Origin of the sequence: Mycobacterium sp. 1245852.3, from assembly GCF_001669335.1 — a bacterium.
Lineage (GTDB): Bacteria > Actinomycetota > Actinomycetes > Mycobacteriales > Mycobacteriaceae > Mycobacterium > Mycobacterium europaeum_A.
In genome coordinates, this window is sequence record NZ_LZLL01000626.1 from 1 (window position 1) to 18663 (window position 18663).

Below are 18663 nucleotides of genomic sequence, written 5' to 3' on the forward strand. Positions count from 1 at the left end.
CGACGTGCCGGTCGGCATCGGGGTGGCGATGGCGGGTGCGCGGGGCGTCGACAAGTTCGCCAAGCTGGCCGACCACCTCATTGCGGTGGAGCCGGACGCCGAACTCGTCAGGGAATGGCACTCCGCCCGCCAAGCCGCCAACCTCGCGGGCGGCGGACGGGTGGTCGGCCAGATACCGGTCTCCTGGGATCCCGACCGCGACACCGCGGTGAAGCGTGCACACGACCAGTTCCGCTGGTTTGCCGGCGGCTGGAAGGTCAACGCGGATCTGCCGACGCCGGCCGGCTTCGCCGGGGCGACCCAGTACGTGCGGCCCGAAGACGTCGCCGAGACCATTCCCTGCGGTCCTGACCTCGATGCCATCGTCGAGGGCGTCCGGCCGTACTGGGAGGCCGGGTTCACCGACATCGCGCTGGTGCAGATCGGCGGGGAAGCCCAAGAGCGGTTCCTCGCCGAGGCCGCGGAGCCTTTGCTCGCGGCGTTGCGCGACGCAGCAAACTGATCGCAGGTTTGACCGCTTCCCGCCCGGGTATCCGCGTTCGCAGTCGTGCGGAGCCGGCCAACGCGCGTCGGGACGTCGGCAGAGCTGGGACGTGACGGGCGTTCCGGCGGCGTTGGCCCCGCAAATCGCCGCCGCACCGCCGGTGGCCCGGACACAGGTCTTCCGGCGAAGCAAGGGGGAGTGAAAGTTGAGCGATCAGACCGACGGCACCACGAACACACTCGTCAAGGTCCTCAGCGGTGCCAGTTTCGGACTCGGCGTCAGCGAATTGGTCGCCCCGGGCAAAGTGGCCGCAATCGCGGGCGTGGATGACACCAGCCGGTCGCGACGGGTGATCCGCGCGCTCGGGGTCCGCGAATGCGGCCATGGCGCCGCGCTGCTCGGCGGTCCCGCCAAGCTGGTGTGGACCCGGGTGGCCGGGGACGTCCTGGACATGGCCCTGTTGATCGCGGGCGTGGCCGCCCGCGGCCCGGGGCGACGCGGCCAGGGCGCCATCTCGGCGGCACTGCTGTCCGGTATCGCCGGACTGGACCTGTACACGGCGCTACGCACGACCGGCAACGGGGCCGCATCAGGCGCTCCAGCGCTACGAGCTCTTTGAGGCGAAAGTAATCGGTGATTCGCAGGAAGGGACCGACGATGTCAAACGAGTTGCAAGGCAAGAAGATTGCGATTTTGGCGGCCGACGGTGTGGAAAAAGTCGAGCTCGAACAGCCGCGTGCGGCGCTGCAGGAGGCCGGCGCAAAAGTCCAGTTGCTGTCGCTGAAGGACGGCGAAATCCAGGCGCGTAATCACGATCTGGAACCGGCGGGAACGTTTGCCGTCGACCGCAAGGTATCCGAGGCGTCCGTGGACGACTTCGACGGCCTGGTGCTGCCGGGCGGCACGGTGAACCCGGACAAGCTGCGCATGGACAAATCCGCGGTGTCTTTCGTTCGCGATTTCGTCGGATCGGGCAAGCCGGTGGCGGCCATCTGTCATGGCCCCTGGACGCTGGTGGAAGCCGGTGTGGCAGTGGGCCGGACGCTGACCTCGTACGCCAGTATCCGCACCGATCTGCGCAACGCGGGTGCCCATGTCGTCGACGAGGAGGTCGTCGTCGACGGCAACCTGATCACCAGCCGTTCCCCATCGGATCTTCCGGCGTTTTGCGCGACCATCCTCAAGCAATTCGCGCAGGCGACTACCGGCTGACCGCGACTTTTCGGCCGTTCCGTTTGAATGCGCCGGTTTGCGGGCATTATCCCGCCAAGCCGTGATCAGCGGCAATCCTTGTAGGGTTCTCGAAAGGCCAACAGTGACAACCACGTATCCCGAGCCCGTTGTTTCACCGGTGCCAAACGTGTATCAGCCGCAGGAGGACTCCCGTTTGCTGGTGGACGTGATGCACGATTCCGGCCTGATCCCGGGGCGTCGTGTGCTCGATCTCTGCACGGGCAGCGGGTTCGTCGCGATCGCGGCTGCCGCGATGGGATGCGCGAGTGCCACCGCCTTCGACATCTGCCCGCAGGCGGTGTGTTGTGCCCGGGAGAACGCCGCGGTGGCCGGCGTGCAGGTCGACGTCCGCGAGGGCTCCTGGAACGCCGCGGTGGATGACGCGCCGTTCGACGTCGTCGTGTCCAACCCGCCCTATGTCCCCACCCCGCCCGGCGCCGAGACCGAAGAGATCTGCCCGGCCGCCGGCCCGTCCTGGGCCTGGAATGCCGGCGCGGACGGCCGCACGATCCTCGATCCGCTGTGCGAGACCGCGCCAAAGCTGTTGCGCGACGGCGGATCCCTGCTGCTAGTGCATTCGGCGCTGTCCGGCGTGCAGCAGTCGCTGGATGCCCTGAAGTGGGCCGGGATGGACGCGAAAGTAATTGCCTCCAAATGGATACCGTTCGGTCCGGTGCTGTCGTCGCGGGCGCAATGGTTGGAGAGCGTCGGCCTGATCCCGCGCGGCCGGCGCGAAGAAGAGCTGATCGTGATCCGCGCGGAAAAGCGATGACCACTACCCGGGTACAGGTGGTGCCCAACGGGCCCGTGCTGGTCTCGGGCCCGGTGCGCATCGAGATGCCCAACGGCGAGGTCGTGGAGTCCGACCGGTTCATGGTGGCGATCTGTACCTGCCGGCGCAGCGACAATTATCCGTTGTGCGACACCAGCCATCGCAGGTGTCGACGCCTCAAGGCGTCGGCTACTCCAGCGGCCGCCGCAGCGACGTCTGATTCTGGCGCCACGACGTCATAATCCGTTCCGCCAGGCGGTCTTCCACCGCGGCATGCGCCCGGATACCGAAGATGACGTCGTGCTCGAGTTGCGGCTCCTGGGCGACGAGATCGCCGACGACATCGATGCGCACGACGTGCTCGTGCACCGCGTCGGCCTCGACATGCTCGCTGTAGAACTCGACGCAGGCCGCTGGCGCCTGCAGGCGGCGCAACGCCTTCACCATGCGCTGTGATCCCGGCGGTGAGGTGATCTCCGTCGAGGCGAAGTGCCCGATGGCGGCGCCGCGCAACGAGCGGTGCAGCCCGAACAGCGACATGAGGTTGACCACCGCCAGCGATTCGGCGGGCACCGCGTCGATGTAGCCCCAATACGTCGCGTCCAGTCCGGCCGCCGACAGCAGATCCGCGAACAGCTGCTGGTGTAACCGCGCGCCATGTCCGGCGCCGTACTCATCGAATTCGATTGCCACGAATGCCGCTTTGGCCACTCCGCGCAGCCGCGGGATGGCAAAGGCGTGCGGATCACCCTCCTTGAGGTGATACAGCGAGCGGTGCACGAAGTATTCACACATCTGCTGCCAGGTTCCGGTGTCGCGCAGGTAGTACGACGGGCCGGTGCCGTCGACGGGTTCGACCGTCAGCGCTTCCATCTCGGCCGCCGCGGTCTGATCGGGGTCGATGAGTCCGACATCGCGGCGCACGCCGGCCAGAAAGACGCGTTCCAGCTCGGCGCGCAGCCCCAGCAGCGCCGGGTTCCACTCCCAGGCGGGGTCGACGCCGGCGAGACCCCGATAGTGCAGCTCGTAGCACATCGACAGCGCCAGCTGCAGATCCAGACCATAGGGATCTGAATCGCGCACCGACGCGCCGATACGGGTCAGGTGATCGCCGGAGGGCGGGCCGGACAGCGCGCAACGCACGGCTGTTGACAGCGGCCCGTGTGCTGCAGGCAGGACGGGTTCGGTCATGGTCGATGCGTGGGTCACGCCGATGTCTACCCGCTACCGGGGGCTGGCAAACGGCGCGCCGGCGGTCGCATACGTCCCCCGCCCGCCTCAGCCGGCCGCTGACGGCGGTCGGAAGGTGATGTCGGCGGTGGTGCCGGCGGCGGTGGTGTCCAGGTCCATGGAATCGCTGAGCATCCGCATCAGCGGTAAGCCGCGGCCACCGTTGCCCGGGTTGGCGGCCGGCGTCTTCCACGATCCGTAATCGGTGATCCGGGTGCGCACTTCGTCGTCGGTGAGGCTGACTTCGAGCAGCATGGTTCCGGCGGCGAAACCACGGTAAGCGTGTTCGACGCAGTTGGTGCACCCCTCGTTGACCACCAGCACGATGTCGGCGGTCAGGTCTTCACCGATGCCCCCGGCGCGCAACCAGTCCGCCAGCCGATGCCGGATGCTGACCAATTGGTCTGCGGTGGCGACGGTTTCGATCCGCAGCGGGCTGTGCTGATGGCGGTAGATCACCATCGCGACGTCGTCGTCATATCCCGCTGCCGGAGCCAGCTTACGAAGCACCTCATCGGCGACGGTGTCCAGGGGTGATGTCATGGTCTGCGCCAGAACGTCTGCGGCGCGGGCGATTCCGTCGTCGATCGATTCGTGTTTGCGTTCCACGAGGCCGTCGGTGAACAGCATCAGCGTCGAGCCGGGCGGCAGCACCTGGGTGGTCTGTGGGCGCGGCTCGGTCCGGCGGACCGCGAGCGGCACCGACGCGGCATCGGTCAACAGCGTGGTCGTGCCGGGCTCCGGCCCGGCCAGCACGGCCGGCATGTGTCCGGCGTTGCTGTACTGCAGCACCCCGGTCTCGGTGTCCAGAATCGCCAGGAACACCGTGGTGCAGTACGCATTCGGGATGAGCGACGCCGCCGAGTCGAGCTGATCGAGCAGCACCGCGGGTTCGGCGCCGTTGATCAGTAGCGCCCGCGCGGAGCTGCGCAGCTGCCCCATGATCGCGGCGGCCGGCAGGCCGCGGCCCACGCAGTCGCCGACGACGATGCCGATGTGGTGCTCGCCGATCGGGAGCACGTCGTACCAGTCGCCGCCGATCTCCAAGGGCGGCACCGCGGGTTCGTAGCGAACGGTGAAGCCCGGCGGCGGCTGAACCGGCGGCAGCATGGCGCGCTGCAAGGTCAGCGACGTCTCGCGCGCGCTCTCGAACTGGCGCACGTGCTGCATGGCCAGACTCAGGTGGCTGATCAACACGGTGACCAGCAGCCGATCCTCCCCGCTGACCCACCGCGGTGTGCGCAGCTCGAGCCACAGCGCCAGGTTCCCGGTGCCGGAGAGCACCGCGACCAGTCCCTGCGCCTTGCCTGGATTCCCCGGCGCCTCAATCGTTTTCGCCGTCAGCGGCAGCTGGTGGCGCGCGTCCTGAAAGGTGTTGCGCAACCACGGCTCCAGCGCGCGCCATGACGAGGCGGACGGCTCGCCCGCCACCTGGACGGTCGGGTCGCCGTCACCGTTGGGCCACGAGACCGCGATCACCCGCTGCACGTCGATCGCCGCGCTGCACTCGTCGAGGGTGATCGACAGCAGCTCGTCCACGCTTTTGGCCACCGCCACCGCGGTGGCCAGCCGCAGCACCGCGCTCTCCCGGGCCGCGAAGGCGCGCTCGGCGGTGACGTCACGGATCGTTCCCACGTAGGCATCTCGATCGCTGCCGGTTTCCTTGACTGCGTTGATGCTCACCTTCACCCACGCCAGATGCCCGTCGGCGTGGCGAATCGGTGTTTCGTAGTCGGCCCGGCCGTGGCTCAGCACCCGGGTTATCTGTTCGGCCGCCGTCTTGGTGTCGACCAGCCAGGGGTGCGGCCATCGATACGGCAGACCCTCGCTGGAATACCCGAGGATCTCGATGAAGGCACTGTTCATCTCGACCACCGAGCCCTCGTGATCGGCGACGAAGAAGCCTTCCTGCAGGGAATTCACCAGTGCCGTGCGGAATTTGTCGCGATCGGCCAGCCCCTCGGCGCGGGCCCGTTGTTCGGCGTAGCGTCTGTTGCCGTCGATGAAGCCACGCGTCGCGACGTCCAGCGGAACCAGCAGCTGCAGCAGGAACTCCAGCGCGATCGGCGCATCCACGCGCACGTCCGTCGCAATTTCGAAGACCAGCCGCACGTGATGCTCGACGATGTCGAGCAGGCTGATCTGCTCCTGCAGGGCCCTGCGCCCGAGCTCGTTGCCGACCGACAGGGTCGCCTCGTCACGCGAATCGACGTAGGCGCGTAACGCGGCCTCGTACTGGTCGTAAAAGTCGTGGTGGGCGTTCACATCGTCACTCCCCGGTGCCGCGCGGCCAGCACCATCGCATCGTCGGTCTCCTTCGCGTCCTTGCCGAGGAGTCCTTCGGCGATGGCGACCGCCGGGGCCGAAAAGTCGATATGGTCCAGGTAGTCTTCGATGATTCCGTCCGTCCGCATCAGCAGCAGATCACCGGGGCGAATCGAAACGGCTTGCGCTGGTCTGATTTCCGGTATGCGATAACCGACGATGCCGCCAATGAGACGTGCCGTGGACTGGATATGGATACCGGTTGGTGCCTTGGTCACCAGATGGGCGGTGACATTGCCCACGCCGGCCCACGTCACCGTGTTGTCGGCAAAGTCGACCCGCGCCAACGTCATTGCGACTCCTCTGGTGCCGGCCAACACCCGGTGACAGAGTTGGATCAACACTTCGATCGGCTCCGACGCGGCCCGCGTGACCGTGTCGACCGCCCGCAGCGCGGCGTCGGCGGCGGCAGGCCCGTGGCCGAGCCCGTCCACCAGTCCGAACAATGCGGCCGTACCGGCGATGTCGACGGCAATGCCCCGATCACCGGAGGTGTCCTCGCTCGGCAAAGGCCTACCCGCCCTTGCCCATTCGATAGGTCCGAAACGCCCGTTCTTATGCACGAGGGGGAACCCATTTCCACATTTCGATGACGGTCCCCTGGCCCAGGGTCGACTCGACTACCAACCGGTCCATCAGGCGGCGGGCACCCGGCAGGCCCATGCCCAGACCCCGTCCGGTCGTGTAGCCGTCTTCCATCGCCCGCTCGATGTCGGCGATGCCGGGGCCCTGATCTTCGGCGCGCACCACCAGGGCTTCGCGTCCCTCCCGATCGGCGACGGCGACCCGAACCGCGCCGCGGCCCGCGTAGCTGGTGATGTTCCGCGCGATCTCCGAGATCGCCGTGGCGATCATCGTGACGTCGGTAAGGGAGAATCCCAGATCGAGGGCGAGTTGGTGTCCGGCCTTGCGGGCTTCGACGATGTCGTCGGGGTGGTCGATGGCGACGACGATATCAGCCGCCACCGTCGAGCCCGATCGTTGACTTCCCCACGCCGCCTTGGCGATTCAGCAGGGCGAGGCCCTCTTCAAGATCCAGCGCGGTGTTCATGTCGTCGAACTCAAGACCCAGCTGCACCATCGCGAAGGCCACCTCCGGCTGCAGCCCCACGATCACGGTGTCCGCGCCGCGCAGCCGGGTCATGTGCGCGATGGTCCGCAGCGACCGCGCGGCAAAGGAATCCATCACATCGATGGCGGTGACGTCGACGATGATGCCCTGGGCGCGGAACTGGCTGACCCGTTCCATGAGGTCGTAACGAAGGCGTTCGGCGTCGGAGTCGGTGAGGGCGGCCTGTACCGACGCAATGAGAATCGAGCCCTGCTTCAGGATCGGTACTGGCATAGGGTGCTCGTGTCGATGGTGGTTAGCCGGTCTATTCGCCGGTGCGGGTGACCTCGTAGCCCAGCAGGCGTTCGGCCTCCTCGATGCCGCCCTGCAGGTCGCCGACCGCGTTCATCTTCGACAGGTCCAGCCCGATGGTCACCAGCGTCAGCGCGATCTCGGAGGACAGGCCGGTGATGATCACGCTGGCACCCATCAACCCCGACGCGTCGACGGTCTGCACCAGGTGGTTGGCTACCGTCGAGTCGATGGTGGGCACACCGGTGATGTCGATGACCACCACCTTGGCCCGGTTCGCGCGGATGGCCCGCAGCAGCTGTTCGGTGACCTGGCGGGCGCGCTGAGAATCCAGCACGCCGATGATCGGCAGGATCAGCAGCTGCTCACGCACCTGCAGCACCGGCGTCGACAGCTCGCGGATCGCCTCCTGCTGCTGGCGGATGATGCGCTCGCGTTCCTGTACGAACGACACGCCCACCGTGTTGGCGATGCGGTTTGCCGCCGGCTCGTAGGCGTCCAGCACCCGATTGAGCATGTCGAAGTCGGTCTGGTACTTCTCGAACAGCGAGCGGGCGAGCACGTCGCGCAGCAGCAGGACGATGCCGAGTACCTCGTCGGTCTCCACACCGCGCGGGATGATGCGTTCGGACAGGTCGCGCGCGTAGTCCTGCAGTGCCTCGACGCTACCGGTCTCGAGCACCTCGACGTAGCTGTCGTAGACCGTCGTCGCCTCGGAGAAAATCTCCTCCGGGGTCATCGCGGTGAGCAACTGCGCCTCGGTGATGCGGCGGGCCCATTCCTCGCGCAAAATCGTCCGATTCTGCCGTAGATGCTGAACTAGCTGCGGCAGTAGGCCCTCGCTGGAAATACCCACGGTCTGCGCGGCGGCGCCGGTACTGTTGAAATCCGACGGCGAATCTGACATCTGGCCTCCCGAGTAGCCACGTCGCGCCCTGCGGTCTGCAGTTCCTTTTGCGAGACTAGCCTGGGTTGTCGCGGGGCACGTGTAGAGGGCATATTCTTCTCGCAGTTCGTAACGGCAGGCTAGGGTTGAACCACGCTTAAGGCACTCAAGGCCCAGGACGAAGGATTGCCATTGTCAGCTCCTGATTCGATTACCACGTTGGTTGAAGACCACGACGGGGTGTCCGTGGTCAGTGTCAGCGGCGAAATCGATTTGGTCACGGCGCCCGCGCTGGAACAAGCCATTAGCGCTGTCGTCGCCGATAGCCCGACGGCGCTGGTCATCGATCTCTCGGCGGTGGAGTTTCTCGGCTCGGTCGGCCTGAAGATCCTGGCCGCGACGTATGAGAAGCTGGGCAAGCAGACCGGGTTCGGCGTGGTCGCACGCGGTCCGGCCACCCGCAGGCCGATCCACCTGACCGGTCTGGACAAGACCTTCCCGCTGTATCCGACGCTCGACGACGCACTGACCGGCGTGCGGGACGGCACACTCAACAGCTAGCGCCGCGCTTTACCCATCGCTTGCCTGACAACGCCTTTGGCGCGGATGGGGCGATTTCAATTTCGCATCTCGTCGATTTCGGCGCCTATTCTGCGTTTTTTCTCGAGGACACCGCCGGCCTGAAGCGGTCTGCGCGCCCGGCGCAGGTGCGATGATCGGGGCTATGGACGTCGACCATCCGCAGTCGGACCAGCGGTGGGATCGCCGTGCGCGCGGCGAGACAGAAGTTCAACGGCTGGACCGCAATTGGAACAGCCTGCTGCAGGAGCTGCGCGTGGTCCAGACCGGGGTGCAGCTGCTGACCGGATTCCTGCTGACCCTGCCGTTCCAGCAGCGCTTCGACGTGTTGGGGCCGCCGATGCGGGTGGTCTATTTGGCCAGTGTGGTGTGCGCGGTGTGCGCGACCGTCTTGCTGATCGCGCCGGTGGCCATGCACCGGATGCTCTTCCGGCGTCATCGGCTACAAGTCCTGGTCTCGGCCGCACACCGGTGTGCCTATGCCGGGCTGGCCCTGCTCGGTCTGGCGGTCATCGGCCTCACCACGATCATCTTCGCCGCGGTGGCCGGGCGAACCGTGGGCCTGATAGCCGGAGTGTGTGCGCTGCCGCTGTTCACCTTCTTCTGGTGGGTGCTGCCACTGATGCTGCGGACGCACGGCGAGTGACGCGACCCCGCCGGTCAGCGACCGGGCGCGAGCGCCGCGATCCGGGTGGACGTCAGGTGTTCGAGCAGGTCACGCGGATCGGCAAAGACGGGGTCGGCCCCCGCCTCCTGCAGTTCCGCGCGGGCGATGCCGCCGCTGCACAGCCCGATGCACGGCACTCCCGCGCCGGACGCGGCGCGTGCGTCCCATACGGCGTCCCCGACGAACACGGCGTGTTCGGCGTCCACACCGGCGCGGTCCAGGGCCACGTTAACGATGCCGGGTTCGGGCTTGGCGGTGTCGACGTCGCGTGACGACGTCGTCTCGGAGATGACGTCGTCGCAATCGAGCACCTTGCGCAGGATCTCCAGTTCGTCTTCGGGCGCCGAGCTGGCCAGCACCACCTGCAAGCCCAGCTCGGCGACGCGGCGCAGCAGGTCGCGGGCGCCGGGCAGCGGTTGCAGCAGCGGCGTGATCTCCCGGTAGTACTCGCTGTGCTTGTCGCTGAGGCGCTCCTGGACGTCGGCCGGGGCGTCGTCGGAGAGCTTGCGCACGAGCGTGGATCCGTCCATACCGATGCAGCGATGGATTTGCCAGGACGCCACCACCATGCCCTCGGCGTCGAACGCGCGCTGCCAGGCGTGCACGTGCAGGTAGTTGGAATCCACCAGGGTTCCGTCGACGTCGAACAGGACGGCGGGGCGGCCGCCGCGCGCCGTCAGGGCAGGCTCCCGGCGCCGGTGCCGGGGCACCCGCCCGCATGCGATCGTGAAATCATGTGCCCGGCATACCCACGCAGGGCGTGACTGACACGGTCCACCCTTCGTTTGGTCCCTGGGCCGACGGGTACCCCGGGTGATGATCCGCTGCGCCGGGACGGCTGTGCCGTGCTTGCCAGCGGATCCGACCTAGGCCGTATGTATTGAATGACGCTGGCACACAATAGTTTTCGACGAGGAATGACGTTGGATTACCGCAAGAACGCCCCAGTCGACCATGCCCGTACCACCCGTGCGCACGCCGGCGAATCCCTCCAGAACGGCGCCAACGCACCCGGGCTTGCCGGGTCGGCCCTCGCGGTGATCGCCCTCACCGTCGGGCTGTTCGCCGTGGCCGCCGGCCATCTGGTGGTCGGCGCCGTCGCCCTGATCGCCGCCGTCATATTGGGCGCGCTGAGCGCGACCTGGCTGCTGCGCACCCACCGCAAGGTTCGCGATGCCGAACTGCGCTGGCATGCCAAGCATTCCGACCAGCCGGCGCCACCGCCCAGCAGCTGACGGAATCGGTACGCGCCTGATCCCGCGGCGAGCGGGTGAATTGGGCACATTTTTTCGGTCGCAATGGTGTAGCACACCCCCGAACGGGGTACTGCCTGCGCCACGGGTGAGTACAGGAAAGTGCGTCAACCCGTTCCGGAGCAGGAAGGAACACCGATGGCGACCACCACTGACTACGACGCACGCCGTATATCCGACGCGGACACCCCGGACAAGTCCTCGCTACGCGAATTGGCCCCGACCCTGCAGGGAGCCGCCACCACCGTGGTGGACGAGGACCCCAACGATGTGCACTTCTTCGAGCTGCCGGGCGCCGACCTGTCCGGGGAAGAGCTGTCGGTGACCGTGATTCCGCAGCGGGCCGACGAGTTCACCTGCTCCAGCTGCTTTTTGGTCCAGCACCGTAGCCGGATGCGCACGTCGAGCGCCGGCCTTCCGGTGTGCGCCGACTGCGCCTGAGATCGGCTCTTCCGGAAGACTCCCCGGCCCGCGTGAGCCCCGCGCCGCGACCGCGAACCTGCGCTGGATTGTCGGTGGCATCCACTAGGTTCAGCGGACGATGGAGAAGGTGCTCGGGTCGCTCCTGCCGCTGGGGTTAGCGCTCCCTTGGTATTTCACGCAGCGGGCCACCGGTAGCCTGCCGGCGGGATGCGCGGCCGGCCTGGTCGGCCTGGCCGCCGCGGTGGCCATCCTGTGGTGGCTTTCGCTGCAACGGGATCGCCACCAGGCCGACGCGCAGCGACGCCGCGACCTCAAATGCGCGAAAGCCGGGCTGCGGACCATCGATCGGATGTCGGGCACCGAGTTCGAGGAATTCGTTGCGGCACAGCTTCGGATCGCGGGCTACAGCGTCACCCCGACGGCGAGCACCGGCGACTACGGCGTGGACCTGATCGCCAAGAAGGACGGTGCCCGCATGGCCGTTCAATGCAAAAGGCTGGCGAAGGCGGTGGGCGTGGCCGCGGTCCAGCAGGTCGTGGCCGGGGCGCTGCACCATGGCTGCAACCGGACGGTCGTGGTGACCAACCAGACCTTCACCAAGGCGGCTCGCCGGCTGGCCAGCACCCATCACTGCCGTCTGGTGGCGCGCACCCAATTGCACAGCTGGACGCGAATCGCCACCGTTCCCGGCCGGGGCCCGCGGCGCACACCCGGGGTCGCTCCCCACGCCCGGCCGCAGCGGCTGGAACCGGAGTGGGACGCCTAACGAGAGCCTCTGCGCCACAGCATGTTCGGGCCGTCACGCCGGTGTCAGCGCCGGGTGGCGTCATCGATCACCCGGCGCGCGATGTCCCGCAGCGGGGTGTTCATGCTCTGCGAGAGTTTGATCAGCGTGTTGAAGGCGGTCTGATCGTCGAGGTCGTAGCGCTCGATGAGGATGCCTTTGGCCTGGCCGATCATGTCGCGGGTGCTCAGGGCTTCCTTGAACTGTTGGGTGCGCACCACGTTGCTCCACGCCAGGGCGCCCAGCGTCGCGAAGATGGCGGCGATCCGACGGGAGTCCTCGGAGAAGGCCTGCGGGCGATCGGCATAGAAGTTCAGGGCGCCCATGCTCAGCTCGTCGGCGAACATCGGCAGCGACAGAACGCTGCGGATCGGCGTGTGGGCGAGCGCGTCGGCCTGATACTTCGGCCAACGTTGGTCCATCTCGAGGTCGTCGATGACGACGACCTTGCGGGTCCACGCGGCGTGCACGCACGGCCCCTCCAGGTGACGCTGCTGGAACTCGTCCAGCAGGCGGGCGCTGTCGTGGGTGACCGACGGGGTGCTGATCTCGTTCTGCCGGCTGGTGACGGTGATCCCCGCTTCCTGAGCCCCCGGCACCCAGCGCGCGGCCGCGCTGGTCAGGTCGTCGAGCACCTGGGGGAAGTCAGACGCGTCCGCGGAGTAGATGGCGCGCAGAACGTCGGTGAGCAGGGTCAGATCGTCAAAATTGGTCACTGAATGTCGCCCTCATGCTTCGAGACCGGTTACAGGCAATTCCGCGCCGTTTTCTGCAGCCTGCGGTCTCGCGAGGCGATCACTGATTAGCTATGACGGCGACGAAAGTCGATGCTGTCTGCTTAGCATGACGGTGAGATCCATTATATCGGCCGGGTTTCCGCCGATTGCGCCCGATACCGACTCTGGACGGACCCCGGTTGACGGGGGCCAGACGCCGGTCGCGACCCTCCGCCGCGGCTGACGAGCGACGGATGTCCAACTGGTCGGGGTGGCGGGATTTGAACCCACGGCCTCTTCGTCCCGAACGAAGCGCGCTACCAAGCTGCGCCACACCCCGCTTGAAGCTCCGACAGCCTATCGCACCGGGCCGTCGGCTGGCCAAACCGCGGTGCGCGAGGTCACGTCCAGGTGCACGATCGCTCGAACTCGACCAGCGCCTCGGCCGGGCCGGTCGGATCCAATCCCTGCGCCCGCACCCACTCGTCACTGAAATAGGTGTCGCGGTAGCGATCGCCGCTGTCGGCGAGCAGCGTGACGACCGAACCGCTGCGGCCCTCGGCGACCATCTCGGCGAGCAGGCCGAACGCACCCCACAGGTTGGTCCCCGTCGACGGCCCCACCCGGCGCCCCAACACGGCGCTGACGTGCCGCGCGGCCGCGATTGACGCCGCGTCCGGGACGGCCACCATCCGGTCGACGACGCCGGGCAGAAACGACGGCTCCACCCGCGGCCGGCCGATGCCCTCGATGCGCGACGAGCCGGGCAGCACCAGGTCGTTCAGGTCGTTCTGGCCTTCGGCGTAGGCGGGGAAGAACGCGGAGTTCTCCGGGTCGACGACGCACAACCGGGTGGCGTGGCGCCGGTACCGGATGTAGCGCCCGATCGTGGCGCTGGTTCCGCCGGTGCCCGCCCCGACCACGATCCACTCCGGGACGGGGTGCTCCTCCTCGCGCATCTGCTCGAAGATCGACTCGGCGATGTTGTTGTTGCCCCGCCAGTCGGTGGCGCGTTCGGCGTTGGTGAACTGGTCCAAGTAGTGCCCACCGGTCTCGTGGGCGATCCGCTGGGCCTCGGCGTAGACCTCGCTGGCGCTCTGCACGAAATGGCAACGGCCGCCGTGGGCTTCGATCAGCGCCACCTTCGACGCGCTCGTCGCCGCCGGCATCACGGCGACGAACGGCAGCCCCAGCAGGGCGGCGAAATAGGCCTCGGACACCGCCGTCGAACCCGACGACGCCTCGACCACGGTGGTGCCCTCGTCGATCCAGCCGTTGCACAGCGCGTAGAGGAACAGCGAGCGGGCCAGCCGGTGCTTGAGGCTGCCGGTGATGTGCGTGGTCTCGTCTTTGAGGTACAGCGCGACCTGGGCGCCGGGACCGCCCATGCTCCACGCCGACGGCAGCGGATAGCGAAGCAGATGGGTGTCGGCGCTGCGCCGGGCGTCGGCCTGGATCAGCCGGATCGCATTGTCGGTCCAGCAACGCGAGCGGCTGCGGACCGCGATCCGGGTCTGGCCGGTCAACGCACCGATGCTGTTGGCTGCGAACGGCTCAGGTCGCTGGCCGCGTCGCGGTCGCCCATCGGGGTGGCGATCAACGTCAGCAGGGTCGCCTCCGGGCGGCAGCAGAATCGCACCGGCGCGAACGGCGAGGTCCCCATGCCGGCGGACACATGCAACTGCATGTTCGCGCCCCAGCGCGACGGTCCCTTGGCGCGCGAGCGGTCCAGGCCGCAGTTGGTCACCAGCGCGCCGTAGAACGGCAGGCACACCTGGCCACCGTGCGTGTGCCCGGCCATCACCAGCTGATAGCCGTCGGCGGCGAACCGGTCCAGCACCCTGGGCTCGGGCGAATGGGTCAGTCCCAGCCGCAGATTCGCCGCCGGGCTGGCCGGGCCGGCGATGGTTTCGTAGCGGTCCCGGTCCAGGTGCGGGTCGTCCACGCCCGCGGCCGCGACGTGCAGGCCGGCTACTTCGAACTCGCGGCGCGTGTGGGTGAGATCGAGCCAGCCGCGCTCGGTGAACGCCGCCCGCAGGTCCTGCCAGGGCAGCGGTTCACCGCGGACCCGGTGCGACGGGTTGGTCACGTAGTTCAGCGGATTCTTCAGCTTCGGCGCGAAGTAGTCGTTGCTGCCGAATACGAAGACACCCGGGCGAGAGAGCAGGTCACCCAGGGCCTGGATGACCGACGGCACCGCCCTGGGGTGGGCCAGGTTGTCGCCGGTGTTGACCACCAGGTCCGGTTCCCAGCCGGCCAGCTCGCGCAGCCACGCCTGTTTGCGGCGCTGCCCGGGCGTCATGTGAAGGTCGCTGATATGCAGCACCCGCAGCGGAGTCGAGCCGGGGGACAGCACGGGCATGGTGATCTCGCGTAGGACGAACGCGTTGCGCTCGATGACCGCGGCATAACCGAGGCCGGCGACGCTCGAAGCAAGGGTGGCGGCGCCGACACGTATCAGGACGGGCACGGCTCGGCGACGATGCGGGCCGCGAGGCGGCCCGGGGAGGAGCCGGGCAATCGGGACTTGAGCATCAGCCATGCTGGCAGCCTACTGCCGGTCGGGGACTGGCAGCGTATCTCTTGACGTCACGACGTTTATGGCGGCGGCGGCTGGCCGGGCGCCGGTGGTGGCGGCGCCAGCAGCGGAATGGTGATCGGCGGCAGGCCCGGGATTTCGACGACCTGCGAACCGACCGGCGGCGGTGCACCTTCCGGTGGCGGCGGCGGGGCCGGCGGGATGCCGTTGCTGACCTGAATGGTGATGATCGAGCCCGGGATCGTCGCGCCGCTCGGCGTCGTGCCGACCACTTCGCCCTGCTTCGCGCTGCTGTTGACGAAGTTGTTCTGGTCGGAGACCTGGAAGCCGGCCTCCTTGATGCGTTGGCGTGCGGCGTCGATATCCAGGCCGGCGACGCTGGGCACCCGTGACCCGGGCGACCCGTCGACGTAGCGGGGATCGGTGGGCGGCAACTGCACGGGTCCGAAATTGGTGGCGATCGGTTTCATCGCGGTGAACCAGGTGCGGGCCGGCTCGTTACCGCCGTACAGGTCGCCCTCGGCGCAGTGGCGCAGCGGGGCGGAGCACAGATCGGTGGGGTTCGTCGAGTCGTCGTAGATGTAGTTGGCCGCCGCGTAGTGGTTGGTGAAGCCCACGAAGCCCGACGAGCGGTGCGCCTCGGTGGTGCCCGTCTTCCCGGACACCGGCAGGTCCCAGCCCGCCGCGCTGGCCGAACCGGCCGCGGTGCCGCCGCCCAGGGCGTCCTTGCTCATCGCGTTGGCCAGCGTGTTCGCCAGACCGTCGGGCACCACCTGGTCGCAGGTCTCGGTGGTGACGGCGACCTCGTTGCCCTTGCGGTCGACCAGCTTGTCGATCGGGTTGGGCGGGCACCAGGTGCCGCCCGAGGCCAGGGTGGCCGCGACGTTGGACAGCTCCAGCGCGTTCACCTCGATGGGGCCCAGCGTGAACGAGCCGATGTTCTGCCGCTTGACGAAGTCGGCCAGGCTCTCGTTGCTGTCGGGGTTGTAGTCGCGGGCCGTGCCGGGGTCGGCGTAGGACCGCAGCCCCAGCTTGATGGCCATGTCCACCGTGCGCGTCACACCGACCTGCTGGATCAGCTTGGCGAAGGCGGTGTTGGGCGAGGTGGCCAACGCGTCGGTGACGTTCATCGACCCGCGGTAGTTACCGGCGTTGACCACGCACCAGTTGTCCTTGGGGCAGCCCTTCGCCCCGCCGCTACCCATGCCCTTCGCCTGGAACCGGCCCGGCACCTCGAGGGTGGCGTTGATGCCCATGCCCATGTCCAGGGCCGCGGCCGTGGTGAAGATCTTGAAGACGGATCCCGCGCCGTCACCGACCAGCGAGAACGGCTGCGGGCGCATGGTCTGGCCGGCGTCGACGTCGAGGCCGTAGGTGCGGTTGCTGGCCATGGCCATCACCTTGTGCGACGTCTTGCCGGGCTGGATCACGCTCATCACGCTCGATATCCCCGGCAGGGTCGGGCTGGCGAATTTGTCGATGGCCGCCTTGACCGGGATCTGCACATCCGGGTCCAGCGTCGTCTTGATGAGGTAGCCGCCCCGGGCCACCTGTTCCTTACTGATCCCGGCCCGCGACAGGTACTCCTGGACGTAGTCGCAGAAGAAGGCGCGGTCGCCCGCAGCGATGCAGCCGCGGGGCAGCTCGTTGGGCTGCGGCAGGATGCCCAACGGCGCGGCCTTGGCGGCGCGCAGTGCTTCCTGCTCCTGCGGAATGTTCTGAATCATGGTGTCCAGCACCAGGTTTCGCCGTGCCAGCGCGCCTTCTGGGTTGATGTACGGGTTGAGCGCGCTGGTCGACTGCACCATGCCCGCCAGCAGCGCCGCCTGCTGCCAGTTCAGGTCGGACGCGTTGATGCCGAAGTAGGTCTGGGCTGCGTCCTGCACGCCGAACGAGCCGTTGCCGAACGACACCAGGTTCAGATAGCGGGTCAGGATCTCGGGCTTGGTGAAGGTTTTGTCCAGCGTCAACGCCATGCGGATCTCGCGCAGCTTGCGGGCCGGGGTGGTCTCCACCGCCGCGCGCTTCTCCGCGTCGGTTTTCGCCGTGACGAGCAGTTGGTAGTTCTTGATGTACTGCTGCTCGATGGTCGAGCCACCCCGGGTGTCCACGTCGCCGCGGGCGTAGCCGGCCAGGCCGGTCAGGGTGCCTTTCCAGTCCACGCCGTTGTGGTCGGCGAACCGCTTGTCCTCGATGGAGACGATGGCCAGCTTCATCGTGTTGGCGATCTTGTCGCTGGGCACCTCGAACCGGCGCTGCGAATACAGCCAGGCGATGGTGTTGCCCTTGGCGTCGACCATCGTCGACACGGCGGGCACCTCGCCCTCGAGCAGCTGGGCCGAGCCGTTGGCCACCACTTCCGAGGCGCGATTGGACACCAGTCCTATTCCGCCGGCGAACGGGAACAGCAGAGCCGTGGCGACGACGCTGGCCAACAAACAAAGCCCCGCAAGCTTGAGGATCGTGAGCGCGGCCGGGGGGCGGTCTGACATGGCTACTACAGTAGCGGCCCCCAGTCACGCCGCCACGCTGCACGTTCTTCCAAAATTTGCGTCATCTTGAGACCGGTGGCGGCGGGTCTGAATTTGCAGTTGCGTCACAGGTCAGACGTGCAACAGAGTGTGCAAGATCACTTCTTCGCCTATCGTTTGGTACGAGACGGCACGCCCGTCCCAAAAAAAGCGTTATCGGACTGTTGCGCAATTGGCACCTGACCACCTAACTTAGACACACGGTGAGATTCAGGTAACACCGACGTACATAGTGTGGCGTAGATCGCTAGGTCAGGATCTGCACCCGAGGAGGGCGGCCGTGACGGGCGGCCGGTAGGGAAAGGGAACAGTTCGTGTCACCAATACGGCCGGCGGCGCGTAGGACAAACATTGCAGCCGCACAAGGGGTACTCCGCAGTGTCGATGCCGAAGAACGGATCGCTTGGGTCTCGAAGGCGCTCTGCCGGACCACCGATCCCGACGAACTGTTTGTCCGCGGAGCGGCCCAGCGTAAAGCGGCCGTGATCTGCCGTCATTGCCCGGTGATGCAGGAATGCGGGGCAGACGCGCTGGACAACAAGGTCGAGTTCGGGGTCTGGGGCGGCATGACCGAGCGGCAGCGCCGCGCCCTGCTCAAGCAGCACCCCGAGGTGGTTTCCTGGGCGGACTTCTTCGACAAGAGGCGGACCCGCAGCGTCGGCTGATCTTCACCGGCCCGACGGGCCGCTGGTCGATCGGCGCGGGCAGGGCCCACGTCCCGCCATTCGTCATTACGTTTCTGTTACGACGGGCTCCGGCCGGATCTTCGGCCGGCCGGTTCCTCAGCGGGCGGTTGCCCGGCCCGCATCGTCACCGACGTAGTTCGGATTGGCCGGTTCCTCAGCGGGCGGTTGCCCGGCCCGCATCGTCACCGGCGT

The 18663-nt window shown here is 67.5% G+C and carries 21 protein-coding genes, 1 tRNA gene and 1 pseudogene; 11 read left to right on the plus strand and 12 right to left on the minus strand.

All coding sequences use genetic code 11. The features are described 5' to 3' along the window. The 5 genes and pseudogenes from A9W96_RS29060 to A9W96_RS31090 form a co-directional block, all read left to right on the plus strand. Positions 1–502: pseudogene (locus tag A9W96_RS29060) on the plus strand (LLM class F420-dependent oxidoreductase); the annotation flags it as partial. A gap of 187 nt (positions 503–689) precedes the next feature. Beyond that, on the plus strand, positions 690–1103 hold the full coding sequence (locus A9W96_RS29065; RefSeq protein WP_067144620.1) for a malate dehydrogenase: 414 nt from the start codon (positions 690–692) through the stop codon (positions 1101–1103). Positions 1104–1141: 38 nt separating this feature from the next. Further along, the gene (locus tag A9W96_RS29070) at positions 1142–1696 is read left to right on the plus strand and encodes a type 1 glutamine amidotransferase domain-containing protein (protein ID WP_067022581.1); all 555 of its coding nucleotides are present in this window, start codon (positions 1142–1144) and stop codon (positions 1694–1696) included. Positions 1697–1799: 103 nt separating this feature from the next. Beyond that, positions 1800–2489, plus strand: a complete 690-nt coding sequence (locus tag A9W96_RS29075; RefSeq protein WP_067144622.1) for a HemK2/MTQ2 family protein methyltransferase — start codon at positions 1800–1802, stop codon at positions 2487–2489. After that, the gene (locus A9W96_RS31090) at positions 2486–2731 is read left to right on the plus strand and encodes a CDGSH iron-sulfur domain-containing protein (protein WP_082972680.1); all 246 of its coding nucleotides are present in this window, start codon (positions 2486–2488) and stop codon (positions 2729–2731) included. The genes A9W96_RS29075 and A9W96_RS31090 overlap by 4 nt, the downstream gene beginning before the upstream one ends. On the opposite strand, the gene A9W96_RS29080 is transcribed toward A9W96_RS31090, so the two are convergent. The 6 genes from A9W96_RS29080 to A9W96_RS29105 form a co-directional block, all read right to left on the minus strand. After that, positions 2679–3680, minus strand: coding sequence for an iron-containing redox enzyme family protein (locus tag A9W96_RS29080; protein ID WP_082972681.1), 1002 nt, complete (start codon positions 3678–3680; stop codon positions 2679–2681). The genes A9W96_RS31090 and A9W96_RS29080 overlap by 53 nt on opposite strands. 87 nt (positions 3681–3767) lie before the next feature. Further along, complete coding sequence (locus A9W96_RS29085) at positions 3768–5984, minus strand: SpoIIE family protein phosphatase (RefSeq protein ID WP_066867707.1); 2217 nt, start codon at positions 5982–5984, stop codon at positions 3768–3770. After that, positions 5981–6553: a SpoIIE family protein phosphatase gene (locus A9W96_RS29090; RefSeq protein ID WP_066867704.1), complete on the minus strand. Its 573-nt coding sequence runs from the start codon at positions 6551–6553 to the stop codon at positions 5981–5983. Before A9W96_RS29090 ends, A9W96_RS29085 begins: the two co-directional genes overlap by 4 nt. A gap of 46 nt (positions 6554–6599) precedes the next feature. After that, positions 6600–7010: an anti-sigma regulatory factor gene (locus tag A9W96_RS29095; protein ID WP_066867701.1), complete on the minus strand. Its 411-nt coding sequence runs from the start codon at positions 7008–7010 to the stop codon at positions 6600–6602. Next, on the minus strand, positions 7000–7389 hold the full coding sequence (locus tag A9W96_RS29100; RefSeq protein ID WP_066867698.1) for an STAS domain-containing protein: 390 nt from the start codon (positions 7387–7389) through the stop codon (positions 7000–7002). Before A9W96_RS29100 ends, A9W96_RS29095 begins: the two co-directional genes overlap by 11 nt. 31 nt (positions 7390–7420) lie before the next feature. Then, entirely contained in the window at positions 7421–8314 is an 894-nt protein-coding gene (locus tag A9W96_RS29105) for an STAS domain-containing protein (protein WP_066867687.1), read from the minus strand. Positions 8315–8485: 171 nt separating this feature from the next. Here A9W96_RS29105 and A9W96_RS29110 point away from each other — a divergent pair, with 171 nt between their 5' ends. Together A9W96_RS29110 and A9W96_RS29115 are read left to right on the plus strand one after the other, a co-directional pair. Beyond that, a complete protein-coding gene (locus A9W96_RS29110; protein WP_231997738.1) occupies positions 8486–8854 on the plus strand; it encodes an STAS domain-containing protein in 369 nt (122 codons plus the stop codon). Between the two features lie 163 nt (positions 8855–9017). Continuing rightward, the gene (locus A9W96_RS29115; protein WP_067144626.1) at positions 9018–9518 is read left to right on the plus strand and encodes a DUF6328 family protein; all 501 of its coding nucleotides are present in this window, start codon (positions 9018–9020) and stop codon (positions 9516–9518) included. A gap of 14 nt (positions 9519–9532) precedes the next feature. Here A9W96_RS29115 and A9W96_RS29120 read toward each other — a convergent pair whose 3' ends face one another. Beyond that, positions 9533–10249, minus strand: coding sequence for an HAD family hydrolase (locus A9W96_RS29120; protein WP_231999956.1), 717 nt, complete (start codon positions 10247–10249; stop codon positions 9533–9535). A gap of 207 nt (positions 10250–10456) precedes the next feature. Here A9W96_RS29120 and A9W96_RS29125 point away from each other — a divergent pair, with 207 nt between their 5' ends. The 3 genes from A9W96_RS29125 (at position 10457) to A9W96_RS29135 (ending at position 11981) form a co-directional block, all read left to right on the plus strand. Beyond that, on the plus strand, positions 10457–10774 hold the full coding sequence (locus A9W96_RS29125) for a hypothetical protein (protein ID WP_066867678.1): 318 nt from the start codon (positions 10457–10459) through the stop codon (positions 10772–10774). Between the two features lie 156 nt (positions 10775–10930). Then, positions 10931–11233, plus strand: coding sequence for a DUF4193 domain-containing protein (locus A9W96_RS29130; protein ID WP_066867675.1), 303 nt, complete (start codon positions 10931–10933; stop codon positions 11231–11233). 100 nt (positions 11234–11333) lie between these two features. Continuing rightward, a complete protein-coding gene (locus A9W96_RS29135; RefSeq protein ID WP_066867672.1) occupies positions 11334–11981 on the plus strand; it encodes a restriction endonuclease in 648 nt (215 codons plus the stop codon). A gap of 44 nt (positions 11982–12025) precedes the next feature. Here the strand turns inward: A9W96_RS29135 and A9W96_RS29140 are convergent, their stop codons facing one another. The 5 genes from A9W96_RS29140 to ponA2 all read right to left on the minus strand — a co-directional run bounded on the left by A9W96_RS29140 (position 12026) and on the right by ponA2 (position 17746). Beyond that, the gene (locus A9W96_RS29140; RefSeq protein WP_067022566.1) at positions 12026–12715 is read right to left on the minus strand and encodes a GAF and ANTAR domain-containing protein; all 690 of its coding nucleotides are present in this window, start codon (positions 12713–12715) and stop codon (positions 12026–12028) included. A 263-nt stretch (positions 12716–12978) separates the two neighbouring features. After that, a tRNA-Pro gene (locus A9W96_RS29145) sits at positions 12979–13055 on the minus strand. 61 nt (positions 13056–13116) lie between these two features. Continuing rightward, positions 13117–14241, minus strand: a complete 1125-nt coding sequence (locus A9W96_RS29150) for a PLP-dependent cysteine synthase family protein (protein ID WP_066867666.1) — start codon at positions 14239–14241, stop codon at positions 13117–13119. Further along, complete coding sequence (locus tag A9W96_RS29155; RefSeq protein ID WP_067144631.1) at positions 14238–15257, minus strand: metallophosphoesterase; 1020 nt, start codon at positions 15255–15257, stop codon at positions 14238–14240. Before A9W96_RS29155 ends, A9W96_RS29150 begins: the two co-directional genes overlap by 4 nt. Before the next feature lie 56 nt (positions 15258–15313). Continuing rightward, positions 15314–17746: a transglycosylase/D,D-transpeptidase PonA2 gene (gene ponA2, locus A9W96_RS29160; RefSeq protein WP_067144633.1), complete on the minus strand. Its 2433-nt coding sequence runs from the start codon at positions 17744–17746 to the stop codon at positions 15314–15316. Positions 17747–18099: 353 nt separating this feature from the next. Here ponA2 and A9W96_RS29165 point away from each other — a divergent pair, with 353 nt between their 5' ends. Further along, positions 18100–18450 (plus strand): WhiB family transcriptional regulator, encoded by a 351-nt coding sequence (locus tag A9W96_RS29165; RefSeq protein ID WP_007772220.1) that lies wholly within the window; start codon positions 18100–18102, stop codon positions 18448–18450. Positions 18451–18663 lie beyond the last annotated feature (213 nt).

What these genes read in the sequence shown, in the direction of transcription:
- A9W96_RS29070 (WP_067022581.1), top strand. Translation starts at nt 1,142, where the DNA reads ATGTCAAACGAGTTGCAAGGCAAGAAGATTGCGATTTTGGCGGCCGAC.
- A9W96_RS31090 (WP_082972680.1), top strand. Translation starts at nt 2,486, where the DNA reads ATGACCACTACCCGGGTACAGGTGGTGCCCAACGGGCCCGTGCTGGTC.
- A9W96_RS29080 (WP_082972681.1), bottom strand. Translation starts at nt 3,680, where the DNA reads ATGACCGAACCCGTCCTGCCTGCAGCACACGGGCCGCTGTCAACAGCC.
- A9W96_RS29100 (WP_066867698.1), bottom strand. Translation starts at nt 7,389, where the DNA reads ATGCCAGTACCGATCCTGAAGCAGGGCTCGATTCTCATTGCGTCGGTA.
- A9W96_RS29105 (WP_066867687.1), bottom strand. Translation starts at nt 8,314, where the DNA reads ATGTCAGATTCGCCGTCGGATTTCAACAGTACCGGCGCCGCCGCGCAG.
- A9W96_RS29115 (WP_067144626.1), top strand. Translation starts at nt 9,018, where the DNA reads ATGGACGTCGACCATCCGCAGTCGGACCAGCGGTGGGATCGCCGTGCG.
- A9W96_RS29125 (WP_066867678.1), top strand. Translation starts at nt 10,457, where the DNA reads ATGACGTTGGATTACCGCAAGAACGCCCCAGTCGACCATGCCCGTACC.
- A9W96_RS29130 (WP_066867675.1), top strand. Translation starts at nt 10,931, where the DNA reads ATGGCGACCACCACTGACTACGACGCACGCCGTATATCCGACGCGGAC.
- A9W96_RS29135 (WP_066867672.1), top strand. Translation starts at nt 11,334, where the DNA reads ATGGAGAAGGTGCTCGGGTCGCTCCTGCCGCTGGGGTTAGCGCTCCCT.
- A9W96_RS29155 (WP_067144631.1), bottom strand. Translation starts at nt 15,257, where the DNA reads ATGGCTGATGCTCAAGTCCCGATTGCCCGGCTCCTCCCCGGGCCGCCT.
- ponA2 (WP_067144633.1), bottom strand. Translation starts at nt 17,746, where the DNA reads ATGTCAGACCGCCCCCCGGCCGCGCTCACGATCCTCAAGCTTGCGGGG.